Consider the following 20,080-nt stretch of genomic DNA (forward strand, 5'->3'; position numbering starts at 1 on the left):
ATATGTTTAACGAACAAACCGTTACAGAAAATGGGATTATTGACCGCTTAAAAGGATTAAGTGGAATTAATTGGAGTTATTGCTCCGGTGATAACTTACCTAAACAAGCGCAGGATATCTTTGTTGATGAATGGCTGAAAGATGCGCTTTGTTCGTTAAATCCTGATATTGACAAACAGTCTGACTATGCCGATGAAGTCATTTATAAGCTGCGTGGTGTGATATACGAAGCTCGCCATACTGGCTTGGTGAAAGCCAATGAAAACTTTCAAGAATGGTTGATGGCAGAAAAAAGTTTACCGTTTGGTGAAAATGGCGACCACATCACTATTAAATTAATTGATTTTAATAATATTGAAAATAACCATTTTGTCGTATCAAAACAGGTCCATTATATTGCTGCAACTGAGGTTTTTTTCGATATTGTCCTTTATGTAAATGGTATACCGTTGGTAGTCGGTGAAGTTAAAACTGCAACGAGGCCAAGTGTCACTTGGCAAGATGGCGCTGCTGACTTTATTGGTGGCAATAAGCACTATTGGAAAAATGTTGAACCTTTTTTTGTTCCCAATTTGTTATGTTTTGCTTCAGAAGGAAAAACGTTTGCTTATGGCGCTATTAATTCACGAACTAAAGACTGGGGGCCATGGCATAAAACTGAGCAACGAGATGAGATTTTACCTGGATTAGCAACCGTTTTGGATAGTGTTGAAGGGGTATTGAATCCTGAAACATTATTACAATTACTTGAATCATTTGCATTATTCTCTACTGTGAAAATAGGTAAAGGTATACCTCCAAAAAGAATCAAAATTTTACCTCGCTACCCACAGTTTGAAGCTGCAAAACAAATCGTTGAGCGTGTAAAAAAAGGCTATCCACGAAAGGGGCTTATTTGGCATTTTCAAGGCTCAGGTAAATCCCTATTAATGCTCTATGCAGCTCGTATGCTGCGTTCTGATAATGAACTTAAAAATCCTACAATATTAGTAGTTGTTGACCGCCGTGATCTGGATAGCCAAATTAATGAAACTTTTGGTGGAACGGACGTAAAAAATCTTATCAAAGTCAACAGCTGCAAAAAACTTAGTGAACACATTGAACAGGATAGCCGCGGTATTTTAATTACTACTATCTTTAAGTTTAAAGATGTGGAAATAGATGATAATAACCCTGATGGGCTAAATAATCGGGACAATATTATTGTTCTTGTGGATGAGGCTCATCGAACTCAAGAAGGTTCATTGGGAGATAAAATGCGCTGGGCGCTACCTAATGCACATTTTTATGGTTTAACAGGTACACCAATTTCTGGTATCGATCGTAATACTTTCAAACTCTTTGGGGCTGAAGAGGATGAGGGGCGCTATATGAACCGCTATAGCTATAAACAATCCATTCGTGATGGTGCAACCAATGCCGTTAAGTTTGAGCCTCGTTTGGCTGAACTTCGTGTTGATCGTGTAGCTATTGATGATGCTTTTGAAAAAATGGCTGAAGATAATGAGCTAGATGAAGAGGAGAAAATAGCACTATCTAAACGTGCCGGAAAGCTTGCGATTATGCTTAAAGCACCAAAGCGCATGGCTGCAATTAGCGAAGATATTGCTCATCATTTTAATAGCCATGTAAAACCTAAGAATATGAAAGGTATGGTAGTGGTATATGATCGTGATGCTTGCGTGCAGATGTACTATCTATTAGGTAAGAAATTAGGTTTTGGCGCAGTAGAAGTCGTAATGAATGTTGATCAAGCTCCTATCAAAGAGCTGGGGGGGAGCAAAGATGGTAAACAAAATAAAGATTGGATTAAATGGAATCGAGACCCTAATTTACCAATTCGAGAAGCAGATTTTGAACGTTGGCAAGAAATTGATAATGACGATCAAAAGCAACAAGAGCTGATTGAAGACTATAAAGATCCCAAACAACCAATACAGCTACTCATTGTTACAGCCAAGCTGCTCACGGGTTTTAATGCACCAATTTGTTACTGTATGTATTTGGATAAACCGCTACGTGATCATACGTTACTTCAAGCAATGTGTAGAACAAACCGTTTGTATGAAACAGATAATACAAAAAAACAAATGGGACTTATCATTGATTACTTGGGTGTATTCGAAAATTTACGTACTGCTTTAGCGTATAATCCTGATGAAATTGAAGGTGTTGTGGAAGGAATTGAGGCTTTTAAAGAGCTTTTACCATTACAACTTGATAAGTGTTTAGATTTCTTTCCAAATGTAGACCGAACATTAGAAGGATTTGAGGGCGTAATAGAAGCACAAGCATGCTTGCCTACAAATGAAAAACGTGATGAGTTCGCTGCTGTATTTGGTGTACTAGCAAAATTATGGTCCGCTATCAATCCTGATGTATTTCTTAATCCTTATCGTGCTGATTATAAATGGTTAGCACAAATCTATGAATCGGTACGTCCAGTCGGGAAAACTGGTTCTCTTGTTTGGGCTGCATTAGGGCCTGAAACAATTAGAATGATCCATGAGCATACCGATATTAAGCGCATCCGTAATGATATTGATGAATTGGTTATGGATGAACATTCTATTTTTACTCTCACAGATAAAGAGCAAGAGAAGCGAGCAGCGCAGCTTGAAATTGACTTGATGGGGCGTTTACGGGGGAGTGGTAACCCTAAGTTTATTGCCCTTGGTGAGCGCTTAGAGAGATTACGTCAAGATTATGAGGCCGGAGTTATAAAAGCGATTGATTGGTTGAAAGGGCTGCTTGATACAGCTAAAGATACTGTCCAAGCTGAGCGTGAGACAGGTGAATCGTTAGTAACTCAGAAAGATAAAAAACAAGCATTAACCAAACTATTCTTAGAAACTAGACCTGAAAGTACACCCAAAATGATAGGCGATGTTGTTGAACAAATAGATAAAATTGTGCGCTCAACACGTTTTGAAGGCTGGCAAACATCAAATAGTGGTCCAAGAGAAATTAAAAAGGCCCTGCTGGTAACATTGGCGCAATTTGGGTTAGGTAAAGATAAAGAGCTTTTTGTGAAGGCCTATAGCTATATAGAAGAGCACTATTAGGAAAATAAAATGCCTTGGACCAGTGAACATCTTAAGTGGTTAATTGATACAGGTAATGTGATTACGACCGCTTGTGGTAAACAAGTAAAGATTTTCTGCTTTGATTATGATTTGACTGATGAGGATACCTTGAGTAAATGGGCTAAACACTTTCGAAATCATTATTGCTTTGATCAAGATGTTGATGACTTGAAATCACCCAGCCAAACTCGTTCTGAGTATCTATTAAGTACGAAATTCCCTGGTAAAACAACCCGTCTTGGTCCTAGTGTACGATCTGGCGATTTCGCCGAAATATTAGTGGCTGACTATTTAGCTTATCTTAGGAGCTATATTGTTCCAAGAACTCGTTATGATCGAAAGGCCGTTCCAGATGAATCTACTAAAGGCTCTGATGTTTTGGCTTTCAAAATTGATCCTATTGATAGTACAAATGATGAGTTGTTGATCTATGAAGTCAAAGCAAAATTGACAGGAAAGCCGGAAGATAAGCTTCAAGAAGCAATTGATCATTCTGGTAAAGATGAGCTTCGTTTGGCTGAATCTTTGCATGGAATAAAACAGAGGATGTTTGATCGTAACGAACGCACTGGTATGGGGATGATAACCCGTTTTCAAGATTCTGTTAATAAACCGTATAAAAAGAATTTTGGCGCAGCGGCGATCTGCTCAGACTCTGCTTATGATGAGGCTACTCTAGCAAATGCGAGTTCATCTAAACATCCGCATGCCTCTGATTTAGAATTAATTGCTTTTCATGGAAAAGAGCTTATGAAATTAGCTCACATGTTATATGAGGTTGCGGCTAATGAAATTTAAAGGGCGATCTTTGAAGCTTCTGTCTATTACTAAATCAAAAGCAAAAATGTATGAATTTGGTTTAGACGAAGAGCACCATATTAACATGCCTGAGTCTCCTAATAAGCTTTTAATAATGACTATTGGGATTTTAGGTGATTTATGCCGAGAGGAACTCTCAGATAAGAGAAACGTTGAAATATATGAACAAAGTTCAACTGAGCTAAGAAATGTTGCTAGATACTTCGATGCATTGATTGAATCAAGACTACAGACAGAATATGACTATTATCTTTGTCTGTTAGGAGCATCATCATACTATCTCGCAGATATGCCAGGAAGCTCGATTGTATTATCGAAAAAATTTAATAAGTTAAAAGCTAAGTTAACAGAGTCTGGTTTAGAAAATTTATTGTCATGGCTGTTGGTTTCAAACTTTAATGCACCATTTCAATCTAATTCTGGTACCTCACTGAGTTCGTTGATGAATAGATTAACAGAGTCTATCAACGCCTATTTTAATTTAAGACTTAATGATAAATCGCTTATTCTAAAAATTGTTAATGACATCAGGAATTATTGTCATAATCGATGCTCAGATAGAGAGTTATTGTTATCAGATATCATCGTAGCAATTGTTCAACGTAAACTGAAAAATTCAGCATTGAATCTCTTGCCTGAGTATACAGCTCTTAGCCTAGATAATTGGTTACCTGCATTATCAAAACCTACATTTATGACTGAGTTTTGGCCAGCACAAAGATTACTTGGCGAAGCCGGGGTATTTAAAGGAACATCCGCAGTTATACAGCTCCCTACTAGTACAGGTAAAACAAAGTCAGCTGAATTAATCATTCGTTCATCTTTTTTGTCAGGACGAGCTTCAGTTGCCGTCATTATTGCACCATTTAGATCTTTATGTAGAGAGATTAGTGAATCATTATCAGAAGCATTTTCTAATGAAGATATTTTAGTTAATCAACTAAATGATATTCCACAAATAGATAAATTTGATGTAGAGCTATTTTCTCAGTTATTTGAGTCAGAGAATGAAATTACGGTAAATTCTACAATCATTGTTGCGACACCTGAAAAACTTGTTTATCTGTTACGTCAAAAACCTGAACTAGCAAAAATAATTTCATTAGTTATTTATGATGAAGGACATCAGTTTGATTCCGGGGCTAGAGGTGTCACTTACGAATTACTGTTAACCAACTTGAAATGTAAATTAGGAATAGATACTCAGCATATATTGATTTCAGCTGTTTTATCAAATGCTTCATCTATTGGTGATTGGTTATACGCTGGAGATGGAAGGGTTGTAAATGGAGCCGATTGTTTATCTACTGAACGCAGTGTTGCTTTCTGTAGTTGGAAACGAGGATTAGGCCAGTTTCACTATGTTGATCTATTGGATCCTAATATAGAAGAATTTTTCGTTCCCCGTGTTTTAGAATCTTTTCCTATACCGTTAAAAGGAAAAGAACGTAAACAAAAATTTTTTCCAAATAAAAGAGAGAAAACGAGTATTGCGGCATATTTAGGGCTTAAATTATCGGAACAAGGCTCTGTTGCTGTATTTTGTGGAACAAGAAAAACAGTAGCTTCGATTTGTAAATTGATAGTAGCTGCGAATGAACGATTACCACAGCTTCCAACACCTAGAGAATTTAGTAATTCTACTGAAATAGATAAGATAGCTAAACTCGCTAGCAAGCATTTAGGTAGTAATTTTCCAATTGTTAAAGCAATAGAAAAAGGAGTTCTTCCTCATAGTGCAGGGATACCAAATGGGATAAGAGTTGCGATTGAATTTGCAATGGAACATGGATTAGGAAAATGTGTAATTTGTACTTCTACCTTGGCGCAAGGTGTTAACTTACCGATAAAATATCTGGTTGTATCTGGAGTTTTTCAAGGTGAGGGTCGAATAGCAACTCGTGATTTCCATAATTTATTAGGGAGAGCAGGAAGAGCTGGTAAACATACTGAAGGAAGTATCATTTTTACTGATATTGAGTTATTTGATGAACGTAATTCTTCTAAGCGTTGGCAATGGGATCAAATGAAATATCTATTAGACTCTTCTCGGTCGGAACATTGCTTAAGTAGCCTGTTAACACTAGCTCAACCATTTGAAAATGATCAATTTAGTATTGATCCTATTAAATTTATAAAATTACCAGAAAAGGCTAAAAAGCTTTTTATTCAAGCGGCTAAAAATGAGAATATAGAAATATCTAATATTATATCTCAGATGGATATGAGAATGAATTATATTAGAAGTGTAGAAAGTTTTATTTTAGCTAATTTTGACAATGAAGAAATAATTTATGCTGATATTTTAACTAAAATTAGTAACAAAAAAACCATAGATGCTGTGTATGGGTTTGCATTACCTGAAGAATATGGAGGCAAACAATCTACTGAGATTTTATTTTTTATTAAAAATACATTAGCTTATTCCCTTGCAAACATGAAAGAAAAGGAAAAAATAATTCAAGTATTCCAGGTTATTAGCGAAAATGTTAATCAAATCCCTGCGGAAAAACGTAGATGTTATGGAAAGGCTCTTTTAGGTATCAGTGAACTAGAGTCGATTGAGGAATGGCTATTTACTAATATTGATGTTTTAAAGAATCAGACCGATATATTAGAAATATTAGAATATCTCTGGCCAATGATTGAAGGTTTTGTGGTAAATAATAGTTTGGATAAGTTAATTGGTGATAGATTGTATTTTTCCAAACTATGGTGTCAAGGAATGTCTTATCATGAAATATTACTTCGAGCAAATCAAAAAGAATATAAATTTAAAGCAGGTAAACAACAAAGGAACTTAACAATTGAGAATGTGATAGACATTTGTGATCATGGTTTAGGGTATAGCATTATGCTTATTATTGGAGCATGTGCAGATTTATTAGAAGGCTTGTTTGATAATCCTGACGTATCAAAGGAAATAAGGAAGTTACAAATGGTTATAAAAATTGGCCTAAGTGATGACCTTGCGATTTATTTATATTCTCTTGGTTTGGTTGATAGAATTGTTGCATCTGATATAGCTACGATTTTGAGAGCTTCTGGAAGCGATTTGATTTTTGATAAGAGTGTGATATTAAAGTACAGACATATTATAGAACCTGAACTAGCTAAATATCCTTCTGTGTTTTCTAAATCTTTTTATGGAATTTAATAATTTGGTGTATCTAAATAAATAGGACGTGGGCACTCAGATGTACAGCTCACTCCCCAGTAACTATCCTTACTATTATTTGGGTAGGAAGTGATGTTATTTGGAACTAATCAAATATTAAGTATCATTAATATTCATGACCATAAATTGATCAAAATATAAATCAAATTTTTGAGTTAAATATGTATTTGTATCATGTTTATTTTAAGAGATGTGGATATGGTTATTTAACTTCTATATGTTCAATCAAAAGTTATTTACTTCAACACTTTACGAAGTAAAAGATCAACTACGTATGCAACTATAGGAATTAAAAATATGCCATGTATTATATAAGATGTCATAAATATATGACCGAATATGCCAGTAATTGAGCCATTATTGGAGAACTGATTAGGATTAGCAATATAAATATTAATATACCAATTAATTACAGACAATATGTATGGTAATGCTACGTAAAATAAAAAACGATGGCCATTATTTATCTTATTTTTAATGTAAAAAAAGAATAAGGGGGCTATAGATAAAAGGTAAACAACAAAAATGAGGCTTAATAAATTTTGATGTTGAAATATAGGTGCTGTATTCATTGCCTTCGGATACAGTCTGAAAAAAAACTCATAAACCATTTCAAGGTAATAGAATAAAATAGCTAAAGATAATGAGATATAGGATATTTTAGTAGGCATCTTATATCACTGAGGCTCATGTTTTTTTTCTAATTTACGAAATAAGAAACTAAAAGTGTAAGCTGTTAGTGGTATTAACCACACACCATAGATTATGTAGGATACTATAAAAATAGCTTCAAACTCACCGTAACTACTGAGTTTTTTATAAAATTTAACACTGGGAATGTAATTTGTATAGATCCATGTCATGACAGATAGTAAATATGGCAGCAGTAAAAATGTAATGTGTTTATTGATTGTTTTATGGAAGAACAAAAGAATGGACATGAAAATGGCTAAACCAATAAATACAAACGTTAACATTTCTAAGTTCTGATGGATTAAGGCAAAACTATCAACCTGTCGAAAAAACGTAAAAAAAACTTGTTTAACCATTGTCAGATAGAAAACAAAAATGCCTAAACAAAGCGCTATATAGTTATTGAATCGATTATATTTAATAGGCACCATTTAGTTTCCACCAAGCATTACCAGGAAAATAAAGATCCATGAGTTCTGATTTTAGTGTCCATGGCGTTTTGATACCATTAGCTTCAGGTAGTCGCTCAAAAATTCCTCCGCTGCTTTTTAATGCAACAGATACTCGCTCAGCACAATAGAGTGGGCTGCCTCCCCCCATATCATCAATGATATCCCGTAATCGGTTGGCCTGTTCTCTTGGAACTGTAAATTGAATCACTGATACTTTTGGTCCATCGTATAAATGATAGGCAAGATAGTCATCCCATTCCCACATAGGGTAGGGGAATTGGTCAGATGAACCTCGATGAGTGGGAGCTCCATCTTCACATCCTCGAAGATAACAGCCAGTATAACCACCACCTGGATCATATAATAATGCATTCTCCCCATCATCAATAACTAAGCCAGCATGGCCTAAGCCATCCCTAGCTATCATTACATAGATATTAATTGGATCTTTTATAAATGCTTCGTTGATAGGTGAATTTGAGGTGATCACTGGTACATTATGAGTATTATTAAAAGCATTATGAGCAGTTGGTGACGGTTTAGGAGTCGCTATTAGTTGCTTTTGTTCAGTTTCAACAAAAGATCTTGCTTTGACCGACTCATCTTCTTTACTGTAGCAATCTGTGATGGAGTTTATCAGTCTTGCTTTACATGGACAGGAGCTAAAGCTATCCAGTGTCCCTGCCATCATTCGACCATTACCCCATACATTGCTAACACCACCAAGTATGTTGTAGGTTCCTGAATGTTTGCCACAGGTGACCAGATCGCCCTGACGTGCTGCAGATCTTCCATAAAATATAAAAGTATTATCACCCGTCAGAATCTGTCCACCACAAGTTGTTTTATCTCCAACTCGTAAAAAATAACCAATTGCCATGTAAATCCCTTTATTTTCACTTAAGTCAAATTTCATTGTTAATTAGAGACAGGCAATTGACAAGTTGTTTTTAACAATTATGCAGAATTACAATAGAAAGGAGTAAGATGTAGTATTCTCTTCCTCTAAAATGGGACAGTGATAATAATATTATTTTTACTTAATCAATCATTATTACTTGCAAGTTACGGCCTAAAGTCAATATAAAACGTATTTTTATTGCTGATCTTCTTATTTTCTGGCGGTGAAGGAAACTTTGTTTCTTTAATAATTTCAATGCCTATATCACAAAGTGATTTATCATTTTTCGTGTTTCTTTCATCTGGAACAGCTGAAATTAATCTTCCATCATCAGATAATGTCACCTTTATTAAGCATTCTTTGCCTTTATAATTCTCTTTTTCGTAGAAACTTGAGCTGATCGATTTTTTTATTTGTTCTACAAAGTTTATTACAGAATTATTATCGATAGGCGCTGCACTTAAATATCCAGAGAGAAGAAAACTGAAAAGAAATATATATTTCTTCATGTTAATTGATTTCCTTGTAAGTTATCATGATATTAATATGTGATAAATCAGTACTTTTATTATTTTTATTAAGTCGATATTAGGTTTAAAAATTATACCTTATTAATAATCAACTTACAGTGTGACTTATAAAAAAACGCTATTAAAATTAATTTAATAGCGTTATTGGTTTGTGGAGTGATCTTTTTATTTAACTTACGCTATTAAATCTAATTAAACTCAAGCACAAAATTTGCTGAGCCATTAACTTTACCTGGTTTTATTTCCTCACCATAACGGAAATATTCAGCTTTTAACGGCACACTTGTTGAGCCACTGGTTAAATCGGCCAGTTTAACAAATTGGTTATTCACTAAACGTGTATTATTGCTTAATGGCGATGTGACAACGAAGCCAATACCTTCTGCATTATCTCGGCCACCTTCATTATCTGCTTTAATAACCGATTCTTGACCTTCATAGCTTGCGGTATTATTTGCCATCAGCTTTATTTTGGCGGAAACATTGCCAGTACAATTAATTTTTAGATGATCTTCAGCGTAGGCTTGTTCAGTTGGAAAACCCATTTTAGGAAATGCAGATGTTGATATTCTAGGAAGATTCATAACAAGGTTCGTATTTTCAGTGCTACATGATGTTGGCGCACTAATAATATTAACAGAAAGGCGATAACTAAAACCTACCGCTGTTGTACCACCACCAGAATTAAAGCGATTAATTAACACAGAGCCAATATATTGGGTAGTGAAACGTTGTGACTTAGGATTATCTTTAGTGGAATAGACAATAACCGTCGCATCTCTTGAATAAAGTTTACTATCATTAACAGGGATCTCTTGCCCCGGCTGACTTCTAAAAGAGTGTTGTGTTTTATTGTCAATTAACACATAAGCATAATCATCTAAACCAACAATAGGGGCATTGCGGACAACATAATAAGCAGGTCTGCCATCAATATCCATATAATAGGTGGGTATAACACCACTGGCTTCACTATATGTTGCATAAGCATAAACTTCAGCGCCATCAGGACAATCTGCAACAGAAACGTCAGAGCCATCTCGTACAAAGGTAAAACGGCCTATTTCTTGGTTTTTTTTAATTGAACCTGTTAATTCAATCGTACCTGCTTTTGCATCCATAGTGCCGTGCTTAATACCGCCATTATTAACGCAGTTTGGCGCAGCATAGCTATAAAATGGAGTAGAAGATAAACCAAGTATAAAAGTAAGAAATAATAAATTATTGGTTTTCTTTTTGCAGTTGGTCATTTTATTTCCTTATTTACACTCGGCCGTTAAAATATATAACCCATTGGTTGGTGACTCATTTTTCGCATTGTAGTTGGCATGGCAGTTATAGGTTTTACCATCAGCTTTCCAAGAAACTTGGATATCACCTTGTGGTTTATCTGCAACAAAATAAAGCTGATTAAAGTTGGCTACTAATTGCTTTTCTGTTTGTCCAAGATCTGCTTGAGCACCCATTGGAATAACACGTTTATCAGGTGTTTCTAATGTGAGTAAGAATTTAAATCCTTTTTTAGCATCAAAGTCAGCAAGGATTAATGCGCCTTTAGTCGGAATAATATTACTCATTATGCTATTAGAAATCTCAGTATCTGCTGGGATAGATTTAGTATCAATGCTAATACTGTTTTTCTGATATGCAGACATACCCGAAATAACCGCTAAACCACTACCATTTGTTTTCACAGATTGGCCGTTAATCACTTCAACGCCAGCAGTATCTTTCGTCAGAATTAAAGCGTTTGTTTGTTGTAACGATGGTGTAAGTACAGCACCATATTGTGTCGCAACAAAAGCGCCACTAATTCCGTAGTTAAGATTTTGTCTATCTTTTGAGTATGAATAACCCGCATTTACAATAGCGCTTGATGTTTTATAAGAACCATTTAATCCGCCGCTATAGTTAACGCCTTTATTGCCATAACCTTGATAAACATCCCAGCTTGCTTGATTTCTTTCGCCATAAGTTCCACTTAAACGTGCAGTATGCAAGGTTTGGTCATTATTATTGGTTGAGACAGCATAGTTTGCCCATACATAGTTTTCATTCCACGTTAATGGGATACTAATATTCATACTTAGATCATAAGTGTTTTTATCGTTATTATCGAATCGATTACCATCATAATAAGTATAATAAATACTGTAGTTAATTTTGTTTATTGAGCTATTAAAACCAATGTTATAAGAGCTAATGTTTTTGCCGTCAGCATATTTATAAATAATAGAGTTTAAGTTTATTGATGAGTTATTTGAAAATAAAGGTTGACTAATTGACATCGTATATTCATTTTTTAGCCCATCATTTGTCTGATACTCTTTATCTTTGTACTCCATTGCCTCATTGAAGTTAAGAAAATTAGCATCAAAATGGCGATAACCCACTACAGAAACGTTGGTATTAGTTAATTCAATATTTTTTGAATAATTAACTCTAAAGGCATTACCATTTAAAGACTCATCATGATTAACCGTTGATTTGGCATAGAGCCAATCGGCGGTAATTGCACCATAACTACCAAAGTTAATTCCACTACCTAAACCAAAAGACTGGTATTTTTCAGCAACCAGTAAGCCGCTATAAAGTGTGACGTAATCCGTTAAACCGTAAAAAGCTTCAGTTTGGGCTAAATAAGTGCCATCACCACTATTGTGGCTGTCATATTTACCTGTTGAAAAGCTATATTTTATTTCGCCTTTTCGTTCTAGACTGGCAATAGAAGAAAAAGGCACAATGAAATTCTTTTCGGAGCCATCAGATCCTTTGACATTAATATATAAATTTCCTCCGCTACTCATTGGGGAGTAATCAATAATATTAAAAGGTCCTGCGGGCACGCTCTTTTTATAAATAATTTGCCCATTTTGCGTAATAGTCACGATGGATTCTGAATTAGCGATGCCAACTACACCTGGGGCATAGGTTCTATTTTGGTAAGGCGTCATTAGGCGGTCTGTCATTAACTTCAATCCACGATATTTAACAGAGTCAAATAACTGAGATGAACTGTAAAGATCACCAACCTGTAATTCACTTTTTAACGCATAAATGTCTCTAGAAAGAACGTTACTTAATGTATTCCATCTATTTTCACCATTCTCATTTCTTGCCCATGTCGAATAATTATAAAAACGCCATGCACCAACGTTAACTTGGCTTTGGATATTGCCATAATAGCTATCGTTTGTTTCACCGTTACTGCGACGATTAAATGATGAAAATGAATAGTTAACTAAAGCTGCAGGAATACCTGAATCCCAATTATTAACTTCGTTAAGTTGGAGCCTATTTTCGTTAATATATTTTTGCGGTATTGTCAGAACATAATGACTTCTGTTTAAATCAAGTACGCCAACGGTATGCTCAATAAGACTAATATTAATAAATTTGTCGTCTTTATTAATCAATTCACTCGGAATATCAATACCTGCCTGATACCATTTATCAGCCGTTAATAATGGAACTAAGACTTTTTTATTATCAGCATCATCCATTAATGCGAATTCTACTTCACGATTGAAAATACGATTTTTATTAATAAAGAAATCAACGTAATAGTGACCAGGCGCGATAGATGACTCTCTAAACACACTGAGATCTTCATTGGTAACTTGTTGTGAACTACCTTCAATATTCAATAGATTAGGTGGATAATAATCATCTGCTGAAGTATTGAAGGAGGTAAATAAACCTCCTACTATCAATAAATAGAGTGAGGATTTATTAAAATAATTATCCATTCCTTTTTCCATTTTCATATTAAATTAAATCTCTTAGTTATAATTTAAAATCTACTGGAACACCTTTTCCAAAATCATCAATATAAAGAAGTTGAATTTTACTTTGGCTATTCGGTATTTTATTTGTTTTTATTATGGTTTCGGATTTTGGTGGTAAATAACCAGGGTTCTCTTCTATTTCATGATTATCGATAGATAATTTTCCAATATTCACAAATAAAGGAGAGTTATTAACAACGACTAAATTTCCATTTTTAATTGACCATTTAAGCGATTTTATTTCTTCTTCAATATTAATATTGCTAAGAGATTGCGGGCGATAAATTAATTTTATTTTGTTAGTCATGGAATAACGTAAAACATTTTCTAAATCTTCATTGCTTGGCGCGACAAATTTTACGTTAATCCAATACATTGACTCAACATCATTAGGTAATGTTGTATTTTTAGTGACTTGTAGCGTATTTTTTTGCTGTGCAACAAGTTTTAATAATGGAGGGGTGATCACAAAGTTTTGTGTGACCTTGCCATTAAGATCTTCAATCCAAGATTGTAATAAATAGTTGGTGTCTTTATCGGTATTAAATGCAACAAAGCCCTCGTTATTACTCTGTTCATTATAAATAACACGGGTAGTTTCTAAGCCAAAACCAGCAAAGCTTGATGATACAGTGCTAAATATGAGTCCTAACCCTAAAAGTATTTTTTTAAAAGACATAACGATGACAACCTTTATTTAAAAACGCAGGTTAAATCATTAACCTGCGCTTAATTATTATTGATAAGTGATAGTGTAATTCAGTGTTGCATCAGCTTGACCTGCAGTAACAGTGCTTGCGGTACTAATATATTTAGCAACAAATTCAGCCGTCCAAGAAGAGTCAGCACCTGTTACATCAATAGTTTCAGATTTACTTCCGTTAATCACCAATGGTGTAGATGGATTTTTAACGTTATAAATACGGATACCTACGTTTTGAGCTGTTTTAGAATCCGTTGGATTATCTAATGCTAAAGTTTGGTCTGAGCTGCTATCTGCTTTACCATCTAATTTAAGCGTCACTTTCCCTACTGGTGGACAGTTTTCTAAAGTAATTTCAATTTTACCATTACCATTTTCGCCACCCACTTCCGAATCTTTTCCACTAAATGCGCTGGTAGGATAACGACCCATTAATATATTCGCATTAGGTGAATTAGTGTCGTTAATATCGATAATGCAAGAAGAAGAATAGATTAATCCTTTAAAGGATAAAGTACCTGTCTGCGTTTCAGCTGCTAATACACCCGTACTTGCCGTTATTGCAGAAACAAGTAAAGTGATAGGAAGAAGTTTTTTTGTCGAAATAGTCATTTTATGACCTCTATAGATTTATATAAATAGTAGTTGTTTTCTCAATGAAAACAGATTAAATGCTATTTAATTTAGAGATTAACTTACTATTACCAATTATAAATTTAGTAAAAGCATTGAAATATACAAGTGCTTTAAACAGATAAATTAAATAACAAGATATAATCTTTTATAAAATAGCTTGTTAGTATTAATTAATTAGATAAAGGTCATATTTAGATGAAATTATCATTTTTTAAATAATACTGATTACGTTATTACGTTCTAATTGGTTTTGACTGGGAAGCAGTTTAATGGCTTTATTTAATGATGTCTTGTGGACAATGTTACAAAATTTTCTTATGAAAAATAAAATAATCGTTAACATTACAATGAAATTAGAAATAAAAATTCAATATTTTCATTTAGTTGTCTTAATGTGCAATTAAAGTACCACTATAAAATAGTTTAAGTTTATTTAATTGATAATATATTTAGTTACAAATATAGAGTAATTTTACATAGTAAAATGACAAAAGTTTAAATAATTTGGTATATATTGGGTGTATAGAGAAAATTGTCATACATATATAAGTAAAAATCCATAAAATAAATAGTCTAAAAATGATTACTAGTGTTAGTGGAATAAAGACAGGTAATTATCGAATTATAACTTGTTCATTCTTCTGTATAGCGTAGCAATACTTATTCCTAAAATTTCTGCGGCTTTTTTCTTTCCATCAAGAGTATGCCCTGTTTTCTCTAATATTTGCATGATGGTTTGATGTTCTAAACGGTGTCTTTTTATTTTTAAATTATGTTTCTCTTTATTTAATTGGGATGGGTTATCATTATTTTTTTTATTCTCTTTCATAGGCTCTAATAAATATTCATTTTTATTATTTATCGTTCCTGTTTTTTCTAACAAATATGGTGGCAGATGGCTTAGGTTTAAATCAATAGTATCGCCTTGCATAACATACATATATTCAATCACATTGCGTAGCTCTCTGATATTGCCGGGCCAATCATAGGAATATAAGTAGTTAATAACAACGTTAGGGATTTTTGTAGCCGGTCGTTGATAGGTTGACGCCAGATCATCAGCAAAGAATTGTGCAAGTTCTGCAATATCTTCTCGATGATCACGTAATGCAGGCGTATGGATTGGAACGACATTCAGACGATAAAACAGATCTTCACGAAATTGCCCTTTATTAACCATTTCACGCAGATCTTTGTTGGTAGCGGCAATGATCCTTACATCAATATTGATCATATTATTAGAGCCAACACGAGTGATGCTTTTTTCTTGAAGCACTCGTAAAAGTTTGGCTTGTAGATGTAAAGGCATATCCCCAATTTCATCTAGGAATAGGCTTCCACCATGCGCTAATTCAAATTTACCAATACGCCCTTTAGGATCAGCGCCACTAAATGCACCGCGGACATAACCAAAAAGCTCACTTTCTAGCAGTTGTTCTGGGATAGCTGCGCAGTTAATGGTAATAAAAGGCTGTTTTGTGCGTAGGCTTTGTTGGTGAATAGTGTAAGCAACCACTTCTTTACCTGAACCGCTTTCTCCTGTGATAAGTACACTAGCATGGCTAACAGCCACTTTGCTTAACATGCTTTTTAATTGGATCATATTTTGCGAGTTGCCAATTAAAGGCGAGTGAGGATTTTCATCAACAGATAAGGTATTTACTTGCGTCATATAATCGCGGGCATCATGGAAAATAACCATAGTGAGTTGGTCATTATCCATAGACGAAAAGGTGATTTTTTTACACAGAACATGATAGCGCTGTTGATTTAATATTAGCCACGCTTCTTCATCACCATAAAGAATATCGCCAGTCATATCGATATCAAGAGACTGCCCAATTAATTCACAATCAAAAAAACGTAGAGCAGAAAGATTGGCATGCCAAATTTTTCCTAAGCTATCAATAGCGATAACACCTCTATCCATCACATCAATTAAGTTTCGAAAAGTACCAAACCGCTCTTGCTCTCTAAGCCTTTCAAGGCATTCAAAAACACGACTTGAAATCATTTCTGAAAATTGTTCGATAAAAGTGATAAAGGCTTGTTTTTGTTTCATCAAAAACATTTTCTGTTCTCGGTTAGAACAGATAATACCAATTACACCAATAACTTGGTTATTGAGAAAAATTGGTGCATTAAGATCAAGCTCTTCGGTGCAAGTTAAGCGATTTTGACATAGCTGGCAGAGCGCGTTTTCTTTTGGATCTTCAATCAGAATAGTTTGCTGGACTTGCAGTACATGGCGATAAATATATCCATTACTAGAGACATCTTGATTGAGCATATAGCGATAACGACCTGTACCTGCAATACGAATTAAGTTGTTATCAATAATTTCAACATCAGTACCAGTGATACCCGCAATGGCATCGGTGTATTTGCTGATTTCATCTTGTAGGGTACTTAGTAATGAGTGCATCACATTCTCACCTTAAAATTATCAATATTGATAATAAATTATCACCATCTGTTTGGTGTGTTTAATTTAATTATTATTTATTAGTTAGTTATGTTGTTTTTGTATAAAGCTCACACAGTTTCTTATTATTGATAATTTATCACCTAAATAAAACCGCCTAGATCACAGCTTTTCTGCATCATTAATTTCATTTCTTAATCGTTAAAACAATAAATATATTTTAAATCAAATGGTTATATTTTTATTAAATGCTTTTTGAATGAGTTGGCATACATATTGCGATATAGGGGATAACCCTATGTATTCCGATTAATCGCGATATTGGGTTATCGCGAATTTTAAAGTGTGATTAAGAGGTAATTCCATGCAGGAGCAATTGCAGTACCTGATTAACCAAAGTTCATTTACGCGAAAACCAACCGCGGAGCTTGCCCCTTTTCATTATGAAGAGTTAGTCAAAGCGTTAGATTTTCACAGAACTATTCCAGGATACGCACCTACACCATTATTTCATTTACCCCAGTTAGCCAAAACCTTAGGGATTGGTGAGTTATATCTCAAAGATGAGTCTTTTCGTTTTGGTTTAAAAGCATTTAAAGCGTTAGGTGGTGCTTATGCGATGGCACGCCATATTGCTGATTTCCTTGAAATGGACATAAGTGAATTACCTTATGAGGTAATGATCAGTGATGAGATCAGGAAAAAGTTAAATGGCGTGACTTTTGCGACAACCACTGACGGGAATCATGGACGTGGCGTTGCTTGGATGGCAAGACAGTTAAAGCAAAACGCTGTGGTTTATATGCCAAAAGGATCATCTCAAGAACGTTTAGATGCCATTTTACGTGAAGGTGCAGTCGCTGAAATCGTTGATATGAACTATGACGATGCAGTGAGAATGACGGCTGAAATGGCTGAAAAATATGGCTGGATTGTGGTTCAAGATACTGCATGGGATGGCTATGAAGAGATCCCACTTTGGATCATGCAAGGCTATGGCACTTTAATGCTGGAATCTCTCGCGCAATTACATGAAGTTCCCCCGACGCATATTTTTGTGCAAGCCGGTGTGGGTTCTTTTGCGGGTATGGTGCAAGGCATGGTAACCGCAGCTTATGGCAAACAAGCACCGAAAGTGATTGTGGCCGAAGCGCGCATTGCTGACTGTTTATATCAATCTGCGGTATCAGGAAAAGCGGATGCTATTCCTGTTGGTGGGGATTTACAAACAGTTATGGCAGGGCTTGCTTGTGGTGAAGCGAATAGTATTGGTTGGAATTTATTGCGCGATTATTCAGCGGCATTTTTCTCTTGCCCTGATGCCGTCGCGACGAGGGGAATGCGGATTTTAGGGAACCCTTTACCCGGTGATCCGCACATCATTTCTGGTGAATCTGGTGCTGTGACAACAGGCTTGCTCTCTATTTTGATGCAATCGCCTGTCTATCAGAGTGCGAAAGAAGCGCTGGGATTAGATGAAAATGCACGAGTGCTTGTGATAAGCACTGAAGGTGACACTGATCCTGAACGTTATCGCGATATCGTGTGGGATGGTGAGTTGCCTAGCTTCAAACAATTTTAAAAAACAAATAAGTCTTTTGGAGTGAACAAGTATGTTATCAGCAAACCGATTTGATGAAGTTATTAAGAATTGCCAATTATTAATCCAACAAAAAAGCTATTCAGGTGAAGAAGGTAACGTTGTTAAAGCCATAGAAGAAATGATGAAAAACTATGATTTTGACGATATTCACATTGATAAATACGGCAATATCATTGGCGGAATTATAGGTCAACACCCAGGGAAAACCCTTATTTTTGATGGTCATATCGATACTGTACCGGTGAGTGAGCGTGACTGGAAAGAAAAACCTTATGGTGCAGAAATCAAAGACGGCAAGATTTATGGTCGCGGCACCAGTGATATGAAAGGTGCCGTCGCTGCCATGATTTCAGCGATAGGTTTTTATGGTCAAGATAATCAGCGCAATTTTGCTGGTCGTATTTATGTCTCTTGTATTGTGCATGAAGAGTGTTTTGAAGGTGTTGCCGCAAGACTCGTTTCTGAGCGCTATAAACCAGATTATGTGGTGATTGGTGAAGCCTCTGAATTAAACCTCAAAATTGGGCAACGCGGTCGTGCTGAAATTGTGGTTGAAACCTTTGGTAAACCCGCTCATTCAGCCAATCCAGATGCAGGGATCAACTCTGTTTATAAAATGGCAAAACTGATCGAGAAGATCAGAACCTTAACACCATCGGTTCATCCTGTATTAGGAAAAGGGATCTTAGAACTAACAGATATTAAATCATCACCTTATCCGGGCGCGTCGGTTGTGCCTGAATATTGTCGCGCCACTTACGATCGCCGTTTGTTAGTGGGTGAAACGAAAGAAGAAGTGCTTGCACCATTACAAAAAGCGATTGATGAACTTGCTTCTCAAGATGCTGATTTTAAAGCAAAAGTCTCTTATGCCTACGGCACTGAAAAATGTTACACCGGAGCCACTATTGAAGGTGAACGTTTCTTCCCTGGTTGGGTATTAGAAGAGAGCGATCCTTATGTACAAAGCGTTTTAAAAGGGCTGCACGAGTCAGGCTTTAAACCGACTGTCACACAATACTCTTTCTGTACTAACGGTAGCCATTATGCGGGTGAGGCGGGTATTAAAACTATTGGTTTTGGCCCCTCTCGCGAGAACTTAGCGCACACCATTGATGAATATATTGAAGTTGAACAGTTAAAAGGTGCTGCGAGTGGCTATTACAGCATTATGAACAGCCTTTATCACCTTTAATTCTTACGAAATAAATCCTTACTAGAAGAGTATCTGGCGAAACAGCCAGATGCTCTTTGGAGAAATAACAG

At 35.3% G+C, this 20,080-nt stretch carries 12 protein-coding genes; 5 read left to right on the forward strand and 7 right to left on the reverse strand.

The genetic code is table 11. The features are described from left to right. Window positions 1-2: 2 nt before the first annotated feature. The 3 genes from BTA34_RS00440 to BTA34_RS00450 are packed head-to-tail and all read left to right on the forward strand — an operon-like array spanning window position 3 to window position 7,062. Window positions 3-3,065 (forward strand): type I restriction endonuclease subunit R, encoded by a 3,063-nt coding sequence (locus tag BTA34_RS00440; protein WP_151434057.1) that lies wholly within the window; start codon window positions 3-5, stop codon window positions 3,063-3,065. A gap of 9 nt (window positions 3,066-3,074) precedes the next feature. Continuing rightward, complete coding sequence (locus tag BTA34_RS00445) at window positions 3,075-3,884, forward strand: Hachiman antiphage defense system protein HamA (protein ID WP_151434058.1); 810 nt, start codon at window positions 3,075-3,077, stop codon at window positions 3,882-3,884. Then, window positions 3,874-7,062, forward strand: coding sequence for a DEAD/DEAH box helicase (locus tag BTA34_RS00450; RefSeq protein ID WP_151434059.1), 3,189 nt, complete (start codon window positions 3,874-3,876; stop codon window positions 7,060-7,062). Before BTA34_RS00445 ends, BTA34_RS00450 begins: the two co-directional genes overlap by 11 nt. 1,131 nt (window positions 7,063-8,193) lie before the next feature. On the opposite strand, the gene BTA34_RS18500 is transcribed toward BTA34_RS00450, so the two are convergent. From BTA34_RS18500 to BTA34_RS00490, 7 genes are all read right to left on the reverse strand, one after another. Continuing rightward, window positions 8,194-9,108, reverse strand: a complete 915-nt coding sequence (locus BTA34_RS18500; protein WP_416202672.1) for a PAAR domain-containing protein — start codon at window positions 9,106-9,108, stop codon at window positions 8,194-8,196. Between the two features lie 185 nt (window positions 9,109-9,293). Further along, complete coding sequence (locus tag BTA34_RS00465; RefSeq protein ID WP_151434060.1) at window positions 9,294-9,638, reverse strand: cell envelope integrity TolA C-terminal domain-containing protein; 345 nt, start codon at window positions 9,636-9,638, stop codon at window positions 9,294-9,296. Between the two features lie 209 nt (window positions 9,639-9,847). Beyond that, the gene (locus BTA34_RS00470) at window positions 9,848-10,909 is read right to left on the reverse strand and encodes a fimbrial protein (RefSeq protein WP_151434061.1); all 1,062 of its coding nucleotides are present in this window, start codon (window positions 10,907-10,909) and stop codon (window positions 9,848-9,850) included. Between the two features lie 9 nt (window positions 10,910-10,918). Continuing rightward, complete coding sequence (locus BTA34_RS00475) at window positions 10,919-13,426, reverse strand: fimbria/pilus outer membrane usher protein (protein WP_265576137.1); 2,508 nt, start codon at window positions 13,424-13,426, stop codon at window positions 10,919-10,921. Window positions 13,427-13,445: 19 nt separating this feature from the next. Further along, the gene (locus BTA34_RS00480; RefSeq protein ID WP_151434062.1) at window positions 13,446-14,126 is read right to left on the reverse strand and encodes a molecular chaperone; all 681 of its coding nucleotides are present in this window, start codon (window positions 14,124-14,126) and stop codon (window positions 13,446-13,448) included. Window positions 14,127-14,183: 57 nt separating this feature from the next. Next, window positions 14,184-14,762 carry a fimbrial protein gene (locus BTA34_RS00485; protein WP_151434063.1) on the reverse strand — a complete coding sequence of 193 codons (579 nt, stop codon included), beginning with the start codon at window positions 14,760-14,762 and terminating at the stop codon, window positions 14,184-14,186. Window positions 14,763-15,408: 646 nt separating this feature from the next. After that, on the reverse strand, window positions 15,409-17,211 hold the full coding sequence (locus tag BTA34_RS00490; protein ID WP_151434064.1) for a sigma-54 interaction domain-containing protein: 1,803 nt from the start codon (window positions 17,209-17,211) through the stop codon (window positions 15,409-15,411). Window positions 17,212-17,575: 364 nt separating this feature from the next. Between BTA34_RS00490 and dpaL the strand changes: the two genes are divergently transcribed. Then, window positions 17,576-18,793, forward strand: a complete 1,218-nt coding sequence (dpaL, locus tag BTA34_RS00495) for a diaminopropionate ammonia-lyase (RefSeq protein ID WP_151434065.1) — start codon at window positions 17,576-17,578, stop codon at window positions 18,791-18,793. A 31-nt stretch (window positions 18,794-18,824) separates the two neighbouring features. Then, window positions 18,825-20,009, forward strand: a complete 1,185-nt coding sequence (locus BTA34_RS00500) for a YgeY family selenium metabolism-linked hydrolase (RefSeq protein WP_151434066.1) — start codon at window positions 18,825-18,827, stop codon at window positions 20,007-20,009. Window positions 20,010-20,080 lie beyond the last annotated feature (71 nt).

It is taken from the genome of Proteus sp. CD3, from assembly GCF_008808075.1.
GTDB lineage: Bacteria > Pseudomonadota > Gammaproteobacteria > Enterobacterales > Enterobacteriaceae > Proteus > Proteus appendicitidis.